Consider the following 19,532-nt stretch of genomic DNA (forward strand, 5'->3'; position numbering starts at 1 on the left):
GGACCACCGAGGGAGAGACAGCGGGGATGAGGACGGACACGCCGAGCGCCGACACCGGGCAGCCCTGCGCGGCGGTACGCCGCGGCAGACCCCGCAGCGAGGCCGCCGAGCAGGCCATCTTCACCGCCGTCGAGGACCTGATGGCCGACGGCAACACGCTGTCCGACCTCACCATCGAGGGCATCGCCACCGCCGCCGGCGTCGGCAAGGCCACCATCTACCGGCGCTGGCCCAACAAGGAGGCTCTGCTGGTCGAGGTGGTCAGCCGGCTGGAGGAGCCGATGCCGGCCCCCACCGGCGGCGGCGCCCGCGAGGACCTGATCGCGATGGTCGACTACATCCGCCGCCGCGGCCTGGCCAAGCGCACCCGCTGGGTGCTCAAGGCCGCGCTCGGGCAGATGCAGACCCTGCCCGAGCTGCACGCCGCCTACCGGGAGCGGGTGGTCAAGCCCCGCCGGGACGCCGGGCTGCACCTGATCCGGCAGGCCGTCGCCGAGGGCGTGATCCGTGAGGACCTCGACGTGGAGCTGCTCGGCGACCTGCTGATGGGGCCGATCCTCTACCGCAGCATCCTCTCGGAGGACTCCGACCTGGACGACCCGAACCTCGCGCGCCGGCTGGTCGACTCCGTCCTCGACGGCGTCGCACCCCGCTGAGGTTCACTCCTTCGTGCCCGGACGTGGCCTGGCTCACCAAAGCGGGCCACGCCGGAACCCGCTCCCGGAGCCGCGCGTCTGTCCCGGCATAGGCTGAGCCGGGAGTCCGATCAAACCGGCACCGGTCCGGCACCGCGCCCGTTCTCCCACGGACCGGACCCCGGACCGGCGACGGCACGAACGAACGGGAGCCACGGCATGGCGCAGGCGGACAGCACCGAACGGACCACGGCGCGTGCCGGTGCGAGCGCGGCGACCGGCCGTACCGGCGGATTCCTCGGCCTGCGGGACTGGGGCCGGGACGCCCGCGGCGGCAACACCTGGCGGCGCGGGCTGCTGGTCGCCCTGCTGGCCCTGCTCACCGCGGTGCTGCTGGCCTTCCACGCGGATGTGCCCAACACCGTCGGCAACCTCGGCAGCCTGCTGGAGACCTTCCTGCCCTGGGTGGGCCTGGCCGTCCCGGTGCTGCTGGTGCCCGCGCTGCTGCGCCGCTCCGCCACCGCGCTGATCGCCCTGCTGGTGCCCACCGTGCTGTGGGTCAACCTGTTCGGCGGGCTGGTCTCCGACAAGAGCGGCGGCAAGGGCGACTGGACGGTGGTCAGCCACAACGTGGAGGCCGGCAACACCGACGTGCCGGGCACCATCCGCGGCCTGATCGCCTCCGGCGCCGAGATCGTCGCCCTCCAGGAGCTGGCCGGCTCGCAGCTGCGGGCGTACGAGACCGGGCTCGCCGGGACGTACCCGCACCACACCGTGGAGGGAACGGTCGGGCTCTGGTCGAAGTACCCGATCGGCGACGCCTCCCCGGTGGACCTGAAGATGGGCTGGACCAGGGCGTTCCGGGCCGAGGTCAGCACCCCGCAGGGCCCGCTCGCGGTGTACGTCGCCCACCTGCCGTCCGTGCGGCTGAAGGCCGAGGGCGGCTTCACCGTCAACCAGCGGGACGTCAGCGCCCAGGCGCTCGGCGACGCGATCCAGGCCGAGCCGGTGAAGAAGGTGCTGCTGCTCGGCGACCTCAACGGCACCATGAACGACCGCAGCCTGGCGCCCGTCACCTCTCAGATGCGCTCGGCCCAGGGCGCGGCCGGGGACGGCTTCGGCTTCAGCTGGCCCGCGGCGTTCCCGATGGCGCGGATCGACCAGATCATGAGCAAGGGCGGGCTCCGGCCGGTCGACTCCCGCACCCTGCCCCGGGACGGCAGCGACCACCTCGCGGTGGTCGCCGCCTACAAGTACGGCTGAGGCCTGGCTCGGCCTGCCCCGGCCGGGTACGGCTAGCCGCGGCGCCAGCGGTTGGTGATCGGCAGCCGGCGGTCCCGGCCGAAGTTCTTGACCGAGATCTTCGGGCCCGGCGGGTACTGGCGCCGCTTGTACTCGGCGGTGTCGACCAGCCGGACCACCCGGTCCACCACGGCCGGATCGAAGCCGGCCGCGACGATCGCGTCCCGGCCCTCGTCGTCCTCGATGTAGCGGGCCAGCACGGTGTCCAGCAGGTCGTAGTCCGGCAGCGAGTCGCTGTCCACCTGGTCCGGCCGCAGCTCGGCGGACGGCGGCTTGGTGATGGTGTTCTCCGGGATCGGCGGCACCTCGCCGCGCCGCTCTGCCTCCTCGTTGCGCCAGTTGGCGAGGCGGAAGACCAGCGACTTGTAGACGTCCTTGATCGGGCCGTAGGCGCCGACCGAGTCCCCGTACAGGGTCGAGTAGCCGACCGCCAGCTCGCTCTTGTTGCCGGGCGCGAGCACGATGTGCCCCTCCTGGTTGGAGATCGCCATCAGCAGGGTGCCGCGCAGCCGGGACTGCAGGTTCTCCTCGGCCAGGCCGGTCAGTTCGACGGCGCCGAGGTAGGCGTCGAACATCGGGGCGATGGAGACCGTCCGGAAGTGCAGCCCGGTGCGGCGGGCCAGTTCGGCGGCGTCGTCCCGGGAGTGCTGGGAGGAGTAGCGGCTGGGCATCGAGACGCAGTGCACGTTGTCGGCGCCGACCGCGTCCACCGCGATCGCGGCCACCAGCGCCGAGTCGATGCCGCCGGAGAGGCCGATCAGCACGGACCGGAACCCGTTCTTGGCCACGTACGCCCGGGTGCCGGCGACCAGCGCGGCCCAGATCTCGGCCTCGTCGGACAGCCGGGGCGCGATGCCGGCGGCGGGCCTCCCGGCGGGGACCGGGGCCGGCTCGTCGCTCAGCTCGGTGCGGACCAGGTGCAGCCCGTCGCTCAGCAGCAGGCCGTCGGTGTGGTCGCTGTCGGCGGCCGGCAGGTCGAGGTCCAGGACCAGCAGGTGTTCCTCGAACTGCGGTGCGCGGGCCAGGACTTCGCCGTCCGCGCCGACCACGATCGAGTCGCCGTCGAAGACCAGCTCGTCCTGGCCGCCGACCATGTTGACGTACGCCAGGGCGCAGTCCGCCTCGGCCGCGCGCCGCTGCACCAGCTCCAGCCGCTGGTCGTCCTTGTTCCGCTCGTACGGCGAGCCGTTGAGCACCAGCAGCAGCCCGGCCCTGGCCTCGCGGGCGGCGCTGACCCGGCCGCCGTCCTGCCAGATGTCCTCGCAGATCGCCAGCGCGATGTCCACCCCGTGCAGTCGCAGCACCGGCAGCTGGTCGCCGGGGACGAACCAGCGGTACTCGTCGAAGACGCCGTAGTTGGGCAGGTGGTGCTTGGCGAAGCGGGTGAGCACCCGGCCCCGGTGCAGCACCGCGGCGCAGTTCTGCGGCGAGCCCGCGGGGCGGCCCAGTCGAGGTGATGCGTGCTCGGAGCGCCCGAGGTAGCCGACCACCACCGGCACCTCGCCGAGGCCGTCGTCGGCCAGCCGGCCCGCCAGCCGGACCAGGGCGTCGCGCGAGGCCTCCACGAAGGAGCGGCGCAGCGCGAGGTCCTCGACCGGGTACCCGGTCAGGGCCATCTCGGGGAACGCGACCAGCTGGGCGCCGGCCTCCACGGCCTGCTTGGTCCAGCGCACCACCTCATCGCTGTTGCGGGCGAGGTCACCGACCCAGGGGTCGATCTGGCTCAGGGCGAGACGGAGAGTGGGCATGTCCGGAAGTCTAATCGTCTAACTGACACAATGTCCTGTGAGGATCGTCGTACCGGGGGTCTGCCCTGCCGTGGTCCGCGGGGATCGGCCATGATGGGGGGCAATCGCTTTACGAGGTCTTTCGGGGGCCTTCCGGGCGTAACACGCGCGTAAAGAGCAGAGGTGAGACTGTCCCCATGGGCAAGCAGCAGCAGTTCGTGCTTCGGACGCTCGAAGAGCGTGACATCCGGTTCGTCCGGCTGTGGTTCACCGACGTGCTCGGTTTTCTGAAGTCGGTCGCGGTGGCGCCGGCAGAACTGGAACAGGCCTTCGAGGAGGGCATCGGGTTCGACGGCTCGGCGATCGAGGGATTCGCCCGGGTGTACGAGTCCGACATGATCGCCAAGCCGGATCCGACCACCTTCCAGATCCTGCCGTGGCGCTCGGAGACCCCGGGCACCGCGCGGATGTTCTGCGACATCCTGATGCCGGACGGCTCGCCCTCCTACGCCGACCCGCGGTTCGTGCTCAAGCGCACCCTGGAGAAGGCCTCCGACCAGGGCTTCACCTTCTACACCCACCCCGAGATCGAGTTCTTCCTGCTGAAGAACCTGCCCGGCGACGGCACCGCGCCGATCCCCGCCGACCAGTCCGGCTATTTCGACCACACCCCGCGCGGGGTGGGTCACGACTTCCGCCGCCAGGCGATCACCATGCTGGAGTCGATGGGCATCTCGGTCGAGTTCTCGCACCACGAGGGCGCCCCCGGCCAGCAGGAGATCGACCTGCGCTACGCCGACGCGCTGTCCACCGCCGACAACATCATGACCTTCCGGCTGGTCATGAAGGAGGTCGCGCTGGAGCAGGGCGTGCACGCGAGCTTCATGCCCAAGCCGTTCTCCGAGCACCCGGGCAGCGGGATGCACACCCATGTGTCGCTGTTCGAGGGCGACCGCAACGCCTTCCACGAGTCCGGCGCCGAGTACCAGCTCTCCAAGGTCGGCAGATCGTTCATCGCCGGCCTGCTGCGGCACGCCGCCGAGACGGCCGCCGTCACCAACCAGTGGGTGAACTCCTACAAGCGGATCTGGGGCGGCTCCCAGCGCACCGCCGGCGCCGGCGGCGAGGCCCCCTCGTACATCTGCTGGGGTCACAACAACCGCTCGGCGCTGATCCGGGTGCCGATGTACAAGCCGGGCAAGCAGGGCTCCACCCGGATCGAGGTCCGCTCGCTGGACACCGGCTGCAACCCGTACCTCGCCTACGCCGTCACCCTCGCGGCCGGCCTCAAGGGCATCGAGGAGGGCTACGAGCTGCCGCCCGGCGCCGACGACGACGTGTGGGCGCTGTCCGACTCCGAGCGCCGCGCCCTCGGCATCCAGCCGATGCCGCAGAACCTGGGCGAGGCCATCGACCTGATGCAGCGCAGCGAACTGGTCGCCGAGACCCTGGGCGAACACGTATTCGACTTCTTCCTGCGCAACAAGCGCCAGGAGTGGGAGGAGTACCGCTCCGAGGTCACCCCGTTCGAGCTGCGGAAGAACCTCCAGGTGCTCTGAGCCGCTTCAAACCTCTCCGGGTCCGCCGTCACCCTTCAGGGGGATGGCGGACCCTCCTCTTGGGTGGATCTGGGGAGGACCGTTTCCCCGGTGGCGGTATGTGGCGATTCTGTGACGAAACGTTGTGGTCCGATGGGCGTGCCCGTCCGTTTCGTCCAGAGAGGACCCCATGCCCTCCTCATCCGTCAGCCGCGCCGCCGCCACCCGTCTGCTCGCCCGCCGGATCGGCGTCGCCGGCGCCGCCCTCACCGCCGTGGCTGCCCAGCTGCTGGTCGTACCCACGCTCGCCGACGCCCGCGGCTCGGGCTCGAACTCGTCGAAGCCGCAGACCCGGGCCGAGACCGTCGCCGAGAACCAGCTCCCCTTCACCACCCGCTTCCAGGGCGACTTCCACGGCTCCATCAGCCGGATCAGCAACTCGCTGATGACCTGTGACGAGACCAAGGCCCCGCTGGACCCGGCGCAGCCGCCCTGCGAGGACGCCCGCACGGGCCTCGGCAGCATGCCGATCAACAACAAGTACGAGATGAAGTACATCAACATCGACCCGGGGGCGGTCGGCCCGGAGGGCGACGCGATCTACTCGGCCAGCTCCGCCGACCTGGGCCTGATCGACGGGTCCACCGTCAAGTACGCCCGGCTGTACTGGGGCGGTACCCGCGGCATCGGCGACACCGTGCTGCCGGAGAACCGGATCGACGGGGTGTACCTCAAGGTCCCGGGCGCGAACCAGTACCGGGCCGTCAACAACGACCAGCCGTCCATCGGCTACATCACCACCGACGTGGAGAGCAGCTACCAGGCCTCCGCCGACATCACCGACCTGGTCAAGCAGGCCGGCAACGGCACCTACACCGTGGCCAACATGGACTCGGTGGTGAAGCCGCACAGCTGGGGCGGCTGGACGATCGTGGTCGCCTACGAGAACGACTGCAAGCCGATGCGCCACATCCACCTCTGGGACGGCTTCCAGGTCGAGCTGCCGGACAGCCCGGAGCGCCGGATCAACCTCGGTGGCCTGAACACCCCGAAGGAGGGCCCGGTCGGCGGCAAGATCGGCTGGGTGGTCTACGACGGGGACCTCAAGTGGACCGGAGACACCCTCTCCTTCAAGTCCACCAACGGCCCGCAGACGCTGTTCCAGGACGTCAACCACGCCCCGAACGACGCCTTCAACTCCACCATCGAGGAGCTGACCCCGGCCGACCGGTTCGCCCGCAACCCCTACAACCGCAACAACTTCGGCTACGACTCCAACCGTTGGGACGTCTCGCCGTTCCTGCGCAACGGGGACACCGACATCTCCGTCATCTACAGCACCCAGAAGGACGGCTACGACATCGGCGTCTTCTACGCCTACATCAACCTGGACGGCTCCACGGAGAGCTGACCGGCTGACCGGCCGTCGCTCCCGGCGCCCTGAGCCGGTTCAAACCCGCCCGGGCCCGCTGTCGTTCGACCGGACGGCAGCGGGCCCTCCTGATGGGTGGATCTGCGGCAGATCGATCCCCCGATGGCGGTATGTGACGATTCTGTGACGGATTGTCGTGGTGCGATGAGCCTGCCAGCCCGTTCCGTCCAGAGAGGTCCCCATGCCTTCGTCATCCGTCAGTCGTGCTGCCGCCGCCCGTCTGCTCGCCCGCCGGGTCGGCGTCGCCGGTGCCGCCCTCGCCGCCGTGGCGGCCCAGCTGCTGGCCGCGCCCAGCCCCGCCGACGCCCGCGGCTCGGGCTCGAACTCGTCGCAGCCGCAGAGCCGGGCCGAAACCATCGCCTCGAACCCGCTGCCGTTCACCACCCGCTTCACGGGCAACTTCCACGGTTCCGTCAGCCGGATCAGCAACTCGCTGATGACCTGCGACGAGACCAAAGCCCCGCTGGACCCGGCGCAGCCGCCCTGCGAGCAGGCCCGCCAGGGCCTCGGCGCCATGCCGATCAACAACAAGTACGAGATGAAGTACATCAACATCGACCCGGGCTCGATCGGCCCGCTCGGCGACGCGATCTACTCCGCCAGCTCCGCCGACCTCGGCCTGATCGACGGGTCCACCGTCAAGTACGCCCGGCTGTACTGGGGCGGTACCCGCGGCATCGGTGACACCGTGCTGCCGGAGAACCAGATCAACGAGGTGTACCTGAAGGTCCCGGGCGAGACGCAGTACCGGAACATCGCCAACGACCAGCCGTCCATCGGCTACATCACCACCAGCGTGGAGAGCAGCTACCAGGCGTCCGCCGACATCACCGACCTGGTCAAGCAGGCCGGCAACGGCACCTACACCGTGGCCAACATGGACTCGGTGGTGAAGCCGCACAGCTGGGGCGGCTGGACGATCGTGGTCGCCTACGAGAACGACTGCAAGCCGATGCGCCACATCCACCTCTGGGACGGCTTCCAGGTGGAGCTGCCGGACAGCCCGGCGCTGGACATCAAGCTGTCCGGGCTGCACACCCCGGACAGCGGGCCGGTCGGCGGCAAGCTCGGCTTCGTCGTCTACGACGGCGACCTCAAGTGGACCGGCGACACCCTGTCGGTCAAGTCCACCAACGGACCCGCGGCGCTGTTCCAGGACGCCAACCACGCGCCGGACGACGCGTTCAACTCCACCATCGAGGAGCTGACCCCGGCCGACCGGTTCGCCCGCAACCCGTACAACCGCAACAACTTCGGCTACGACTCCAACCGCTGGGACATCTCGCCGTTCCTGCGCAACGGGGACACCGACCTGACGGCCACCTTCCGCACCCAGAAGGACGGCTACAACGTCGGCGTCTTCTACGCCTACGTCAACCTGGACGGCTCCACCGACGTCTGAGTCCCCGACGCCTCCCCGCGCCGCTGCCGCACCACCCGCGGCAGCGGCGCCGCCGCGCGCCCGGAGCGCAGCAGCCGCTCGCAGGGACGCTCCACCCGGCGGTACAGCCCACCGGCGGCGAGCAGCGAGGCCCCGGCCAGCAGCAGCCAGACGCCCGCCGTGGCGGCGCCCGGCGTGGGGCGGCCGACGGCGGTCAGCCAGCAGCGGATGCCGATCTCGTGCACCAGGTACCAGGCGTACGACCACTCGCCGAGCCGCACCGCCGCCCGGCCCGCGAGCAGCCGCGGCGCCGTGCCCGCCGCGTCCCGCTGGGCGGCCGCCACCAGCAGCGCCGCGAACAGCGGGGCCGGGAACAACTGCGAGGCGCTGTACGGGCCGTACCGGAGGCCGTCGGGGACGGCGGCGTGCCAGGGCACCAGGACGAGGTGCCAGCCGAGGACGGCGGCGACCGCCGGGGCGAGCCGCAGCCGGGGGAGCAGACCGTGCCGGACGGCCAGGCCGGTCACCACGCCGAGCACGAACTGCGGGGTGCGGGTCAGCGGCAGGTAGTCCAGCAGCCAGCCGCGCAGGCCCGGGTCGGCGGGCAGCAGGGCGCCGGCGGCCCACAGGGCGGGGCCGAGCGCGGAGCAGAGCAGGGCCAGCGGCAGCCAGCACCGCGGACGCGGGCCCAGCAGCCGCAGCAGGGACGGGAACAGCAGGTAGAACCAGGCCTCCGCGCCCAGCGACCAGGAAGCCGGGTTCCCCCCGTACACGGTCGACAGCGCCCAGGGGTGCACCAGCAGCAGCGACCAGGCCGCCGCGGCCAGCGGCAGCACCGCGCCGGTGACGGCGTCCACGCCCAGCGAGAGGGCGGTGGACAGCAGGTGCAGCGGCTGGATCCGGGCGAAGCGACGGCGGGCGAAGGTCACGGCACGGACCGGGGCGCCGTCGTACGTCCAGGCGAGCACGAAACCGGACAGCACGAAGAAGAACGTCACCCCCGAGCGGCCGTACCAGGCGAGCGGGCTGAGCAGCGGCAGCTCGCCGACCTTGCGGGAGAGGTGGTACAGCACCACCAGCAGGGCGGCCCAGAAGCGCAGCCCGGTGAGCGAGGGCAGGCGGCGGGGCATCGGGCGCTCCGTGAGGGCGGGGAGGGGACGGGCGGCGTCGGGTGAACGAGCGGGGCGGTGGCGAGGTCACGTGGGCGCGGGGCCCGTCCACCCGGCGGTCACGCCCGGCACGCGGCCGCCCGGGCGCGTAACCTGCTGGGGCGGACGGATGGAGGGGCCGATGGCGGTGGAGGAGCAGCGGGCCGGGAGCCGGGTCAGTCGGCCCGAGATCAGGCTGGTCCGGCGCGGGTTCACCGACCCCGCCAAGGCGGTCCGGCTACTGGACGGCCCCGGACTGGAGGGCCTGGCCGACGACCCCGTGCTGCTGGACGCGCTCGGCGCCACCGCCGACCCCGACCTCGCGCTGCTGGGCCTGGCCCGGCTGCTGGAGGCCGCCGACGAGGCCGAGCGGCACACCCTGCGCGACACCCTCACCACCTCCAAGCCGCTGCGCGACCGGCTGCTCGGCGTGCTCGGCGTCTCCACCGCGCTCGGCGACCACCTGGCCCGGCACCCGCACGACTGGCACGTGCTGGTCACCTTCGAGCTGCGCGACATGCACCCCGGCCCGGCGGACTTCCGCCGCGCCCTCGCCGAAGGCGTCCGGGGCACCGAGCACGCCCCGGAGAACGCGCTGCGGATCGCCTACCGCCGCTGCCTGCTGGCCATCGCCGCGCGCGACCTCACCGGCACCACCGACCTCGCCCAGACCGCCGCCGAACTCGCCGACCTGGCCGGCGCCACCCTCCAGACCGCCCTGGACCTCGCCGCCGAACAGGACCCGGAGGCCGCCGCGGCCTGCCGGCTCGCGGTGATCGGGATGGGCAAGTGCGGCGGCCGTGAACTCAACTACGTCTCCGACGTGGACGTCATCTTCGTCGCCGAGCCGCGCGAGGGCGTGGCCGAGCACGAGGCGGTCCGGGCCGCCACCCGGCTGGCCGCCGCGCTCACCCGGCTCTGCTCGGACACCACCGGCGAGGGCACCATCTGGCCGGTGGACGCCAACCTGCGCCCCGAGGGCCGCAACGGGCCGCTGGTGCGCACCCTGGCCAGCCACCTCGCCTACTACCAGCGCTGGGCCAAGACCTGGGAGTTCCAGGCGCTGCTCAAGGCCCGTCCGGTCGCCGGGGACGCCGAACTCGGCGCCGCGTACGTCGAGGCGCTCGCCCCGATGGTCTGGCAGGCCGCCGCCCGGGACAACTTCGTCACCGACGTGCAGCAGATGCGCCGCCGGGTGATCGACAGCATTCCGGCCCCCGAACTGGACCGCCAGCTCAAACTCGGCCCGGGCGGGCTGCGCGACGTCGAGTTCTCCGTCCAGCTGCTCCAGCTGGTGCACGGCCGCACCGACCAGGCGCTGCGCAGCGGCAACACCCTGGAGGCGCTGGCCGCGCTCTCCCGCGGCGGGTACGTCGGCCGGGCGGACGCCGCCTCGCTGGACACCGCCTACCGCTTCCTGCGCTCGCTGGAGCACCGGATCCAGCTGCACCGACTGCGCCGCACCCACCTGATGCCCACCGCCGAGGAGGACCAGCGCCGGCTCGCCCGCTCGCTCGCCGCGCTGATCAACGACGACACCCGCTCCGACCCGGTGGCCGCGCTGCAGCGCGAGTGGAAGCGGCACGCGGTGGAGGTCCGGCGGCTGCACGAGAAGCTCTTCTACCGGCCGCTGCTCGACGCCGTCGCCGAACTGCCGCCCGGCGCCGCCGGGTTGAGCCCGGAAGCGGCCCGGGCCCGGCTGGAGGCACTCGGCTACGCCGACCCGGCCGCCGCGCTGCGGCACATCAGCGCGCTCGCCTCCGGGGTCAGCCGCAAGGCCGCGATCCAGCGCACCCTGTTGCCGGTGCTGCTCGGCTGGTTCGCCGAATCCGCCGACCCGGACGCCGGGCTGCTCAACTTCCGCCAGGTCTCCGACGCGCTCGGCCGCACCCCCTGGTACCTGCGGCTGCTGCGCGACGAGAGCGCCGCCGCCGAGCAGCTGGCCCGGGTGCTGTCGGCCGGCCGGCTCGGCCCCGACCTGCTGCTGCGCGCCCCCGAGGCGGTGGCCATGCTGGGCGACCCCCAGGGCCTGGTACCGCGCGGCCGGGCGGCCCTCCAGTCGGAGATACTGGCCGCCGTCGGCCGGGCCGGCTCGACCGGCGCCGCGGTGGCCGCCGCCCGCTCGGTGCGCCGCCGGGAGCTGTTCCGGACCGCCGCCGCGGACGTGCTCGGCCGGCTCGGCGAGGACCCGGCCGAGGCCCTGGACGCCGCGGGGGAGGCGCTCACCGCGCTCAACGCCGCCACCCTCCAGGGCGCGCTGCGCGCCTGTGTCGCCGGCTGGGAGGCCGAGCACGGGGACCTGCCCACCCGGATCGCGGTGATCGCGATGGGCCGTTTCGGCGGGCACGAGCTGGGCTACGGCTCCGACGCGGACGTGCTCCTCGTCCACGAGCCGCTGCTCGGCTCGCTGGAGCAGGAGGCGGCCAAGGCGGCCCAGGCGGTCTGCAACGAGTTGCGCACCCTGCTGGCCGCGCCGTCCACCGAACCGCCACTGCTGGTCGACGCCGACCTCCGGCCGGAGGGGCGCAGCGGCCCGCTGGTGCGCACCCTGGCCTCGTACGCGGCGTACTACCGGCGCTGGTCGCACGCCTGGGAGAGCCAGGCACTGCTGCGGGCCGAGCCGGTGGCCGGGGACGAGGAGCTGGGCGCGCGGTTCCGGCAGCTGATCGACCCGCTGCGCTACCCGGGAGCCGGGGTGCCGGAACGGGACCTGGTGGAGATCCGCCGGATCAAGGCGCGGATCGAGGCCGAGCGGCTGCCGCGCGGCGCCGACCCGACCACCCACACCAAGATCGGCCGGGGCGGGCTGGCGGACGTGGAGTGGACGGTGCAACTGCTCCAGCTCCAGCACGGGCACGAGGTGCCGGGGCTGCGCACCACCCGGACCAGGGCCGCGCTGGCGGCCGCCGCCGGGGCCGGGCTGGTGGAGCCGGCCGACGCGGAGGTGCTGGAGGCGGCCTGGGTGCTGGCCTCCCGGGTGCGCTCCGCGGTGATGCTGGTGCGCGGGCGGCCGGGGGACAGCTTCCCGGGGGAGGCCCGGGAGCTGGCCGGGGTGGCCCGCTACCTCGGGTACGGCGCCGGGCACAGCGGGGAGCTGGTGGACGACTACCGGCGCACCACCCGGCGGGCCCGGGCGGTGGTGGACCGGCTGTTCTACGGGACGGGCTGAGCCTCCGCGCGGCCGCCCGTACCGGCTCTTGCCGCCGACGCGAGAGGGGCCCCGGTCAGGGGCCCCTCGTCGTTCTGCGCGGCAAGGTCCGCCGGCCAGGACCAAGCGCCGGGCAAGAACAAGCGCCGGGCTGAGCCCGGCGCCGGGCGGACCCTAGCGCCGGGCGCTGCTGACGGCCGGCTCGCTCCACTGCTCGGGGACGGTGACCGGCTGGTCCGCGGTCTCCCGGGCGGGCACCCGGGGCAGCTTGTACACCCACTCGTGGTAGAGCCAGCGGGCGGCGAGGAAGCCGACCGTCAGGCAGATCAAGCCGCCGACGGCGTCCATCCAGAAGTGGTTGGCGGTCGAGATGATGACCGTCAGGGTGGCCAGCGGGTACAGCAGGCCGAGCACCCGGACCCAGGTCCGCCGGGCCAGGAAGAAGATCGCCAGGCCGCACCAGGTCGACCAGCCGATGTGCATCGAGGGCATCGCCGCGTACAGGTTGGAGACGTGCGCGGCCGGACCGGAGGCGAACGAGCCCCAGGTGTGGTGGGTCTGCACGGTGTCGATGAAGCCGCCGTCGGTCATCAGCCGGGGCGGGGCCAGCGGGAAGAAGTAGAAGCCGACCAGCGCGATCCCGGTGGTGACGAACAGCACCGTGCGGGCCGCGACGTAGCGGCCGGGGTGGCTGCGGTAGAGCCAGACCAGCACGCCGATCGTGATGATGAAGTGCAGCGTCGCGTAGTAGTAGTTCATCCCGGTGATGAGCCACCCGACGCTGTCCGCGGCGTGGTTGATCGAGCGCTCCACGGCGATGCCGAGGTGGTGCTCCAGATCCCAGATCCAGCTCGCGTTCCGCTGGGCCACCGCCTCCTGCTCGGGGACGGCGTTGCGGACGATCGAGTAGAGCCAGTAGCTGATCCCGATCAGCGCCAGCTCGAACCAGATCCGCGGCCGGGCCGGTGAGCGGCGCTGGTCGCGGACGCGGTTGCGCAGGGCGGCGGTGCGGGACTGGGCGGCACGGGTGGCTCCTTCGGGCCGCCGGGCCGCGGTGGCCCCGGCTGCCTCGGAACCGCCACCGTGGGCCGCGGCGGCGCGCCCGGTGTCGTCTCGCTGGATCTCGGTCGGTTCCCCCATGGGCGAGAAGTCTGCCAGACCGCTCGTAGCCGTCTGCTCATCCTCTGGAAGTGGATTCTTCACCGGATGTCCCCCTCCAGGGGTAGGGGGCGGATCCCACCGGGGTAGGGGGTGCGATCGGGTCTGGTGGTTACCGGTGGGACGGACATACGTCCCATTGTCACGCCGTCCGCCGTTGGGACGTAACCGGGGTCGCCGGGAGGGCCGGCGGCCTGGATTTTCCCGGCACGAAACCGTTTCTGCATCTTGCTGAAACATATTGCAGGCCGCTAGCTTCCTGGGAAATCGATCGCCCCTTCCCCTAAGGGAGCCCCTCAGTGACCGATGCCGCGCTCCGCCCCAGGCGGAGCCCCGCTCCACCGCGCACCGGCCGGCGCAGACCCGGCCGCACGGCCGCGCTGCTGGCCGCCGCGCTGACCGCCGCCACCCTCGGCGGCGCCCCCGCGGCCCTCGCCGCCGCCCCGCCGGCCCCGCCCTCGGACGCCGCGCTGGCGGCCACCGCCGGGCGGCACGACCTCACCCGCGAGCAGTACTACTTCGTCCTGCCCGACCGCTTCGCCAACGGCGACCCCGGAAACGACACCGGTGGCATCACCGGCGGACGGCTGGACAACGGCCTCGACCCGAGCGACAAGGGCTTCTACCACGGCGGCGACCTGGCCGGCCTGATCCAGAAGCTCGACTACATCCAGAACCTCGGCACCACCGCGATCTGGATGGCCCCGATCTTCAAGAACAAGCCGGTGCAGGGCAGCGGGGCCGACGCCTCGGCCGGCTACCACGGCTACTGGATCACGGACTTCACCCAGGTCGACCCGCACTTCGGCACCAACGAGCAGCTCAAGGAGCTGATAGCCAAGGCGCACGCGCGCGGCATCAAGGTCTTCTTCGACGTCATCACCAACCACACCGCCGACGTCATCGACGACGCCGAGCAGCAGCACGGCTACCGCTCCACCGGCGCCTACCCGACCCTGGACGCGGACGGCAACCCGGTCGACGAGACCGCGATCGCCGACGCCCGCGGCCCCTGGCCGAAGATCACCAAGGACTCCTTCCCCTACACCCCGGTCTTCCGCACCCCGGCCGACGCCGGGGCCAAGACCCCGTCCTGGCTCAACGACCCGGCGCTCTACCACAACCGGGGGGACTCCACCTTCGTCGGCGAGTCCGCCACCGAGGGCGACTTCAACGGCCTGGACGACCTCGACACCCAGAACCCCCGGGTGGTCAAGGGCTTCGAGCAGGTCTACCAGCAGTGGGTCAAGGACACCGGGGTCGACGGCTTCCGGATCGACACCGTCAAGCACGTCGACCTGGCCTTCTGGCAGCAGTGGGCGCCCGCGCTCAAGGACTTCGCCGCCAAGCAGGGCAACAAGAAGTTCTTCATGTTCGGCGAGGTCTACTCCGGGGACCCGGCCGTCACCTCGCCCTACGTCACCAAGGGCAAGCTCCAGGCCACCCTGGACTTCCCGTTCCAGGGCGCGGCCCGGTCCTACGTCTCCCAGGGCGGCTCGGCCCGGAACCTGGCCGACGTCTACGGCCAGGACTACCGCTACACCAGCGCCGACACCGACGCCTACGAGCTGCCGACCTTCCTCGGCAACCACGACATGGGCCGCTTCGGCTCGTTCCTGCTCGCCGACAACCCGGGCGCCGACGACGCCACCCTGCTGAAGAAGGACCGGCTCGGCAACGAGCTTCAGTTCCTCACCCGCGGCCAGCCCGTCGTCTACTACGGCGACGAGCAGGGCTTCACCGGCGCGGGCGGCGACAAGGACGCCCGGCAGGACATGTTCGCCTCCAGGACGGCCTCGTACAACGGTGACCGGGTGCTCGGCGGCCCCTCCGGCCCCGCCGACCGGTACGGGCAGGGCGGCGAGCTCTACCAGGGCATCGCCGGCCTGGCCGAGCTGCGCCGCGCCAACCCGGCACTGGCCGACGGCGCGCAGATCGAGCGCTACGCCGCCGACGGCGCGGGCGTGTACGCCTTCTCCCGGATCGACGCCGGCCAGCAGGTCGAGTACCTGGTGGCGGTCAACAACGCCACCGAGGCGAAGACCGTCACGCTGGACACCTTCTCGGCGGGCATGGGCTTCGACCCGATCTACCCGTCGGCGGGCTCGCGGATCACCAGCGGCGCCGACCGCAAGGTGACGGTGACCGTGCCGGCGCTGTCCTCCGTGGTGTTCAAGGCGGGTGCCAAGCTCGCTCCGGTCGCCGCCGCGCCGCAGCTCTCGGTCCGGCCGCCCGCGGACGGATCCACCGGGCTCGTGACGATCGGCGCCACGCCGGACGGCGGCGGCTTCGACCGGGTCTCCTTCGCCGCCCAGATCGGCAACGGGCCCTGGCAGACCCTGGGCACCGCCGACACCGGGAAGTACGCGGTGACGCAGGACCTGGGCGCCGTCGCCCCCGGCACGGTGGTGCGCTACAAGGCCGTCGTCCAGGACTCCAGCGGCCACCTGCGCTCCGCCACCGCGAGCTTCACCACCGGCACCCCCGCGCCCGTGCCGGTGCCCACCGCCGGTGCCCGCCCGTACGCCGTCGTCCACTACAACCGGCCGGACGGCGACTACGACGGCTGGAACCTCTACGCCTGGGGCGACCTCGCCGACGGCGAGGGCACCCAGTGGCCCGCCGGCCACCCCTTCACCGGGCGGGACGCGTACGGCGCCTTCGCGTACGTGCGGCTCAAGCCCGGCGCCTCGGACGTCGGCTTCATCGTGGAGAAGAACGGCGTCAAGGACGTGGACGCCGACCGGCACCTCGACGTCGGCGCCACCGGCGAGGTCTGGCTGAAGCAGGGCGACCCGACCGTCCGCACCACCGACCCGGGCCCGGCTGACAGCCCGCCCGCCGGCACCGCCGTCATCCACTACAACCGGGCCGACGGCAACTACGACGGCTGGGGCCTGCACGACTGGACCGGCGCCGCCACCCCCACCGACTGGGGCAAGCCGCTGCTGCCGGCGCGCCACGACGCCTTCGGCGCCGTCTTCGAGGTGCCGCTCGCCCCCGGGGCGACCAGCCTCAGCTACATCCTCCACAACGGCAACGACAAGGACCTGCCCGCCGACCAGTCGCTGGACTTCGCCGTCAACGGCCGGGAGGTGTGGGTCCTCGGCGGGCGCGAGGGCTACCTGCTGCCGCAGAACCCCGCCGCCTCCTCGCAGTTGGACCTCTCCGGTGCCAAGGCCCAGTGGATCGACGCGAAGACCGTCGTCGTCCCGGCGAACTACGGTGCCACCGACCAGGCCCTGGCCGGCGGCACCAGTGCCCAGCTGGTCTACGACCCGCAGGGCGGCATCCGCGCCGACAAGGGCGTGCTGACCAAGCCGGGCCAGTGGATCCGGCTCACCCCCGTCACGGGCGGGCTCACCGGTGCCCAGAAGGCCAAGTACCCCCACCTGGCGGGCTACCGGGCCTTCACCGTGGACGCCCGGGACACCGCCCGCGTCCCGGCCGCGCTGCGCGGCCAGCTGCTGTTCACCGAACACCTGCCCAGCGGCGCCGCGTTGGCCGCCACCGGGGTGCAGACCCCGGGCGTGCTGGACGACTTGTACGCCGGCCGGACCGGAAAGGTGGACTTCGGCCCGGCGTACTACGACGGCAAGGTCGCGCTCTCGCTCTGGGCGCCGACCGCCCAGCAGGTGTCCGTCCAGGTCTTCGACAGCGCCACCGGGGGCACCCCGAGGACGCTTCCGCTGAAGCTGGACGACGAGACCGGCGTGTGGGAAGTCGTCCGGGACAGGAAGGAGTTGGACGGCAAGTACTACCTGTACCAGGTGAAGGTCTGGGCGCCCTCGGTGCAGCAGCTGGTGGTCAACACCGTCACCGACCCGTACTCGGTGGCACTCGCCACCGACTCCAAGCGCAGCCTGGTCGCCGACCTCGACGCCAAGGAGCTCAAGCCGGCCGGCTGGGACGACCAGGCCCACCCGAAGGCGATCCCGCCCGCGCAGCAGCAGATCCAGGAACTCCACGTCCGGGACTTCTCGGTGGAGGACACCAGCGTCCCGGCCGCCGAGCGCGGCACCTACCTGGCCTTCACCGAGTCGAACTCGGCCGGGATGCAGCACCTCCGGGACCTCGCCAAGGCCGGGGTGACCACCGTCCACCTGCTGCCGACCTTCGACATCGCGACCATCCACGAGAACCGGGCGGACCAGAAGCTGCCCGCCTGCGACCTCGAGTCCCTTCCTCCGGACGGCCCGAAGCAGCAGGAGTGCGTGGCGGCCGTCGCCGCCGACGACGCCTACAACTGGGGCTACGACCCACTGCACTACAACGTGCCGGAGGGCTCCTACGCGACCGATCCGAACGGCACCGCCCGTACCGTGCAGTTCCGGCAGATGGTCCAGGCGATGCACGCGGCCGGGCTGCGGGTGGTGCTGGACGTGGTCTACAACCACACCGCGGCCAGCGGCCAGGCCGAGCACTCCGTCCTCGACAAGGTGGTGCCCGGCTACTACCAGCGGCTGGACGCCGACGGCAAGGTGACCACGGACAGCTGCTGCGCCGACACCGCGCCCGAACACGCCATGATGAACCGGCTGGTGGTCGACTCGGTGACGCTGTGGGCCCGGGAGTACCAGGTCGACGGTTTCCGCTTCGACCTGATGGGCCTGGACCCGAAGTCCACCATGCTGGACGTACAGGCCGCGCTGCGGAAGATGACGCCCGAGTCGGACGGGGTGGACGGCAAGAACGTCTTCCTCTACGGCGAGGGCTGGAACTTCGGCACCGTCGCGAACAACGCCCGGTTCGAGCAGGCCACCCAGGCCAACATGGCCGGCACCGGCATCGCCACCTTCGACGACCGGATCCGCGACGCCGCCCGCGGTGGCAACTTCATGCTGAGCTCCGCGCCCCAGCAGGGCTTCGCCTCCGGGCTGTACACCGACCCCAACGGCTCGGCCGCGAACGGCACTCCGGAGGAGCAGAAGGCCCGGCTGCTGCACCAGATGGACCAGCTGAAGGTCGGACTGACCGGCAACCTGGCCGGCTACTCCTTCACCGACAGCTCGGGCAAGGCCGTCACCGGCGCCCAGGTCGACTACAACGGCGCCCCGACGGGGTACGCGGCCAAGCCGGGCGAGGCGGTGGAGTACGTGGACGCCCACGACAACACCGACCTGTTCGACGCTCTCGCGTACAAGCTGCCGGCCGGCACCCCGCCCGCCGACCGGGCCCGGATGCAGGCCCTCGGGCTGTCGCTGACCGCGCTCACCCAGGGCGCCGGCTTCGCCCAGGCCGGCAGCGACCTGCTGCGCTCCAAGTCGCTGGACTCCAACTCCTACGACTCGGGGGACTGGTTCAACGCGATCCACTGGGACCCCTCGCAGGGCAACGGCTGGGGTCGGGGCCTGCCGATGGCCAAGGACAACCAGGAACTCTGGCCGGCCGCCAAGTCCCTGCTGGCCAACCCGGAGTCGACCGTCGGCGCGGCCGACATCCGGGCGACCAGCGCGCAGTTCCAGGACTTCCTGCGGATCAAGCAGTCCTCGCCGCTGTTCTCGCTGCCGACCCTGGCCGACGTCCAGCGGCGGCTGTCGTACCCGCTCTCCGGTACGCCCGGTGAGACGCCCGGGGTGATCACCCTGCACCTGGACGGCACCGGGCTGGCCGGGGCCCAGAAGGGCGTCACCGTGGTGTTCAACGCCACGCCCACCGCCCAGGCGCAGACCGTGGCGGCCCTGAAGGGGACGAACCAGGCACTGCACCCCGTCCAGGCGGGCGGGCTGGACGGGGTGGTGAAGCAGTCCGGCTTCGATGCCGCGACCGGCACCTTCACCGTGCCGGGCCGGACCGTGGCGGTGTTCGTGCAGGGCTGATTCCGCCGGCCCCGACTCCCGGGCCCCGCAGCGCCGTTCCGGCGGTGCGGGGCCCGGTTCCGTTCCGGCCGGGGTTTGGCCGGAATCAGGTGGTGGCACGGCCGGAACTGTGACGTGCCGGGCCGGTCCGGCGCTGCCGGAGGCCCGGTGGGGTCGGCGGTGGGACCGAGTGCTGGTCAGTCACCTCCGGTGGTGATCGAACTTTGTCGATGGCATGAAAACCGTGTTCAAGACTTCGTCATGA

10 protein-coding genes are annotated in these 19,532 nt (G+C 72.1%); 7 read left to right on the forward strand and 3 right to left on the reverse strand.

Annotated features, from left to right (window positions below):
- Positions 1 to 26: 26 nt before the first annotated feature.
- A complete protein-coding gene (locus ACFWIS_RS01620; protein WP_380455872.1) occupies positions 27 to 656 on the forward strand; it encodes a TetR/AcrR family transcriptional regulator in 630 nt (209 codons plus the stop codon).
- A 198-nt stretch (positions 657 to 854) separates the two neighbouring features.
- Positions 855 to 1,898, forward strand: coding sequence for an endonuclease/exonuclease/phosphatase family protein (locus ACFWIS_RS01625; RefSeq protein WP_380455869.1), 1,044 nt, complete (start codon positions 855 to 857; stop codon positions 1,896 to 1,898).
- A 32-nt stretch (positions 1,899 to 1,930) separates the two neighbouring features.
- Here the strand turns inward: ACFWIS_RS01625 and ACFWIS_RS01630 are convergent, their stop codons facing one another.
- On the reverse strand, positions 1,931 to 3,685 hold the full coding sequence (locus ACFWIS_RS01630; protein WP_380455866.1) for an NAD+ synthase: 1,755 nt from the start codon (positions 3,683 to 3,685) through the stop codon (positions 1,931 to 1,933).
- Between the two features lie 176 nt (positions 3,686 to 3,861).
- Here ACFWIS_RS01630 and glnA point away from each other — a divergent pair, with 176 nt between their 5' ends.
- From glnA to ACFWIS_RS01645, 3 genes are all read left to right on the forward strand, one after another.
- Positions 3,862 to 5,223 (forward strand): type I glutamate--ammonia ligase, encoded by a 1,362-nt coding sequence (gene glnA, locus ACFWIS_RS01635; RefSeq protein WP_270147265.1) that lies wholly within the window; start codon positions 3,862 to 3,864, stop codon positions 5,221 to 5,223.
- A gap of 169 nt (positions 5,224 to 5,392) precedes the next feature.
- Entirely contained in the window at positions 5,393 to 6,613 is a 1,221-nt protein-coding gene (locus ACFWIS_RS01640) for a hypothetical protein (RefSeq protein ID WP_380455863.1), read from the forward strand.
- Between the two features lie 202 nt (positions 6,614 to 6,815).
- On the forward strand, positions 6,816 to 8,036 hold the full coding sequence (locus ACFWIS_RS01645) for a hypothetical protein (protein WP_380455860.1): 1,221 nt from the start codon (positions 6,816 to 6,818) through the stop codon (positions 8,034 to 8,036).
- Here the strand turns inward: ACFWIS_RS01645 and ACFWIS_RS01650 are convergent.
- A complete protein-coding gene (locus ACFWIS_RS01650) occupies positions 8,003 to 9,145 on the reverse strand; it encodes an acyltransferase family protein (protein WP_380455858.1) in 1,143 nt (380 codons plus the stop codon). The two genes, ACFWIS_RS01645 and ACFWIS_RS01650, sit on opposite strands and share 34 nt — an antisense overlap.
- Positions 9,146 to 9,305: 160 nt before the next feature.
- Between ACFWIS_RS01650 and ACFWIS_RS01655 the strand changes: the two genes are divergently transcribed.
- A complete protein-coding gene (locus ACFWIS_RS01655) occupies positions 9,306 to 12,332 on the forward strand; it encodes a bifunctional [glutamine synthetase] adenylyltransferase/[glutamine synthetase]-adenylyl-L-tyrosine phosphorylase (RefSeq protein ID WP_380455856.1) in 3,027 nt (1,008 codons plus the stop codon).
- Between the two features lie 153 nt (positions 12,333 to 12,485).
- On the opposite strand, the gene ACFWIS_RS01660 is transcribed toward ACFWIS_RS01655, so the two are convergent.
- A complete protein-coding gene (locus ACFWIS_RS01660) occupies positions 12,486 to 13,451 on the reverse strand; it encodes a phosphatase PAP2 family protein (RefSeq protein ID WP_380455854.1) in 966 nt (321 codons plus the stop codon).
- A 317-nt stretch (positions 13,452 to 13,768) separates the two neighbouring features.
- Here ACFWIS_RS01660 and pulA point away from each other — a divergent pair, with 317 nt between their 5' ends.
- On the forward strand, positions 13,769 to 19,288 hold the full coding sequence (gene pulA, locus ACFWIS_RS01665; protein ID WP_380455852.1) for a pullulanase-type alpha-1,6-glucosidase: 5,520 nt from the start codon (positions 13,769 to 13,771) through the stop codon (positions 19,286 to 19,288).
- The last annotated feature ends 244 nt before the right edge of the window (positions 19,289 to 19,532 follow it).

The sequence above is a fragment of the Kitasatospora sp. NPDC127060 genome (assembly GCF_042724935.1).
In the GTDB taxonomy this organism is placed as follows: Bacteria; Actinomycetota; Actinomycetes; order Streptomycetales; family Streptomycetaceae; genus Kitasatospora.

Bases quoted from the DNA above. Each gene is read 5' to 3' on its own strand.
- glnA (WP_270147265.1), top strand. From the start codon at position 3,862: ATGGGCAAGCAGCAGCAGTTCGTGCTTCGGACGCTCGAAGAGCGTGAC.
- ACFWIS_RS01650 (WP_380455858.1), bottom strand. From the start codon at position 9,145: ATGCCCCGCCGCCTGCCCTCGCTCACCGGGCTGCGCTTCTGGGCCGCC.
- ACFWIS_RS01645 (WP_380455860.1), top strand. From the start codon at position 6,816: ATGCCTTCGTCATCCGTCAGTCGTGCTGCCGCCGCCCGTCTGCTCGCC.
- ACFWIS_RS01630 (WP_380455866.1), bottom strand. From the start codon at position 3,685: ATGCCCACTCTCCGTCTCGCCCTGAGCCAGATCGACCCCTGGGTCGGT.
- ACFWIS_RS01640 (WP_380455863.1), top strand. From the start codon at position 5,393: ATGCCCTCCTCATCCGTCAGCCGCGCCGCCGCCACCCGTCTGCTCGCC.
- ACFWIS_RS01625 (WP_380455869.1), top strand. From the start codon at position 855: ATGGCGCAGGCGGACAGCACCGAACGGACCACGGCGCGTGCCGGTGCG.
- ACFWIS_RS01655 (WP_380455856.1), top strand. From the start codon at position 9,306: ATGGCGGTGGAGGAGCAGCGGGCCGGGAGCCGGGTCAGTCGGCCCGAG.
- ACFWIS_RS01660 (WP_380455854.1), bottom strand. From the start codon at position 13,451: ATGGGGGAACCGACCGAGATCCAGCGAGACGACACCGGGCGCGCCGCC.
- ACFWIS_RS01620 (WP_380455872.1), top strand. From the start codon at position 27: ATGAGGACGGACACGCCGAGCGCCGACACCGGGCAGCCCTGCGCGGCG.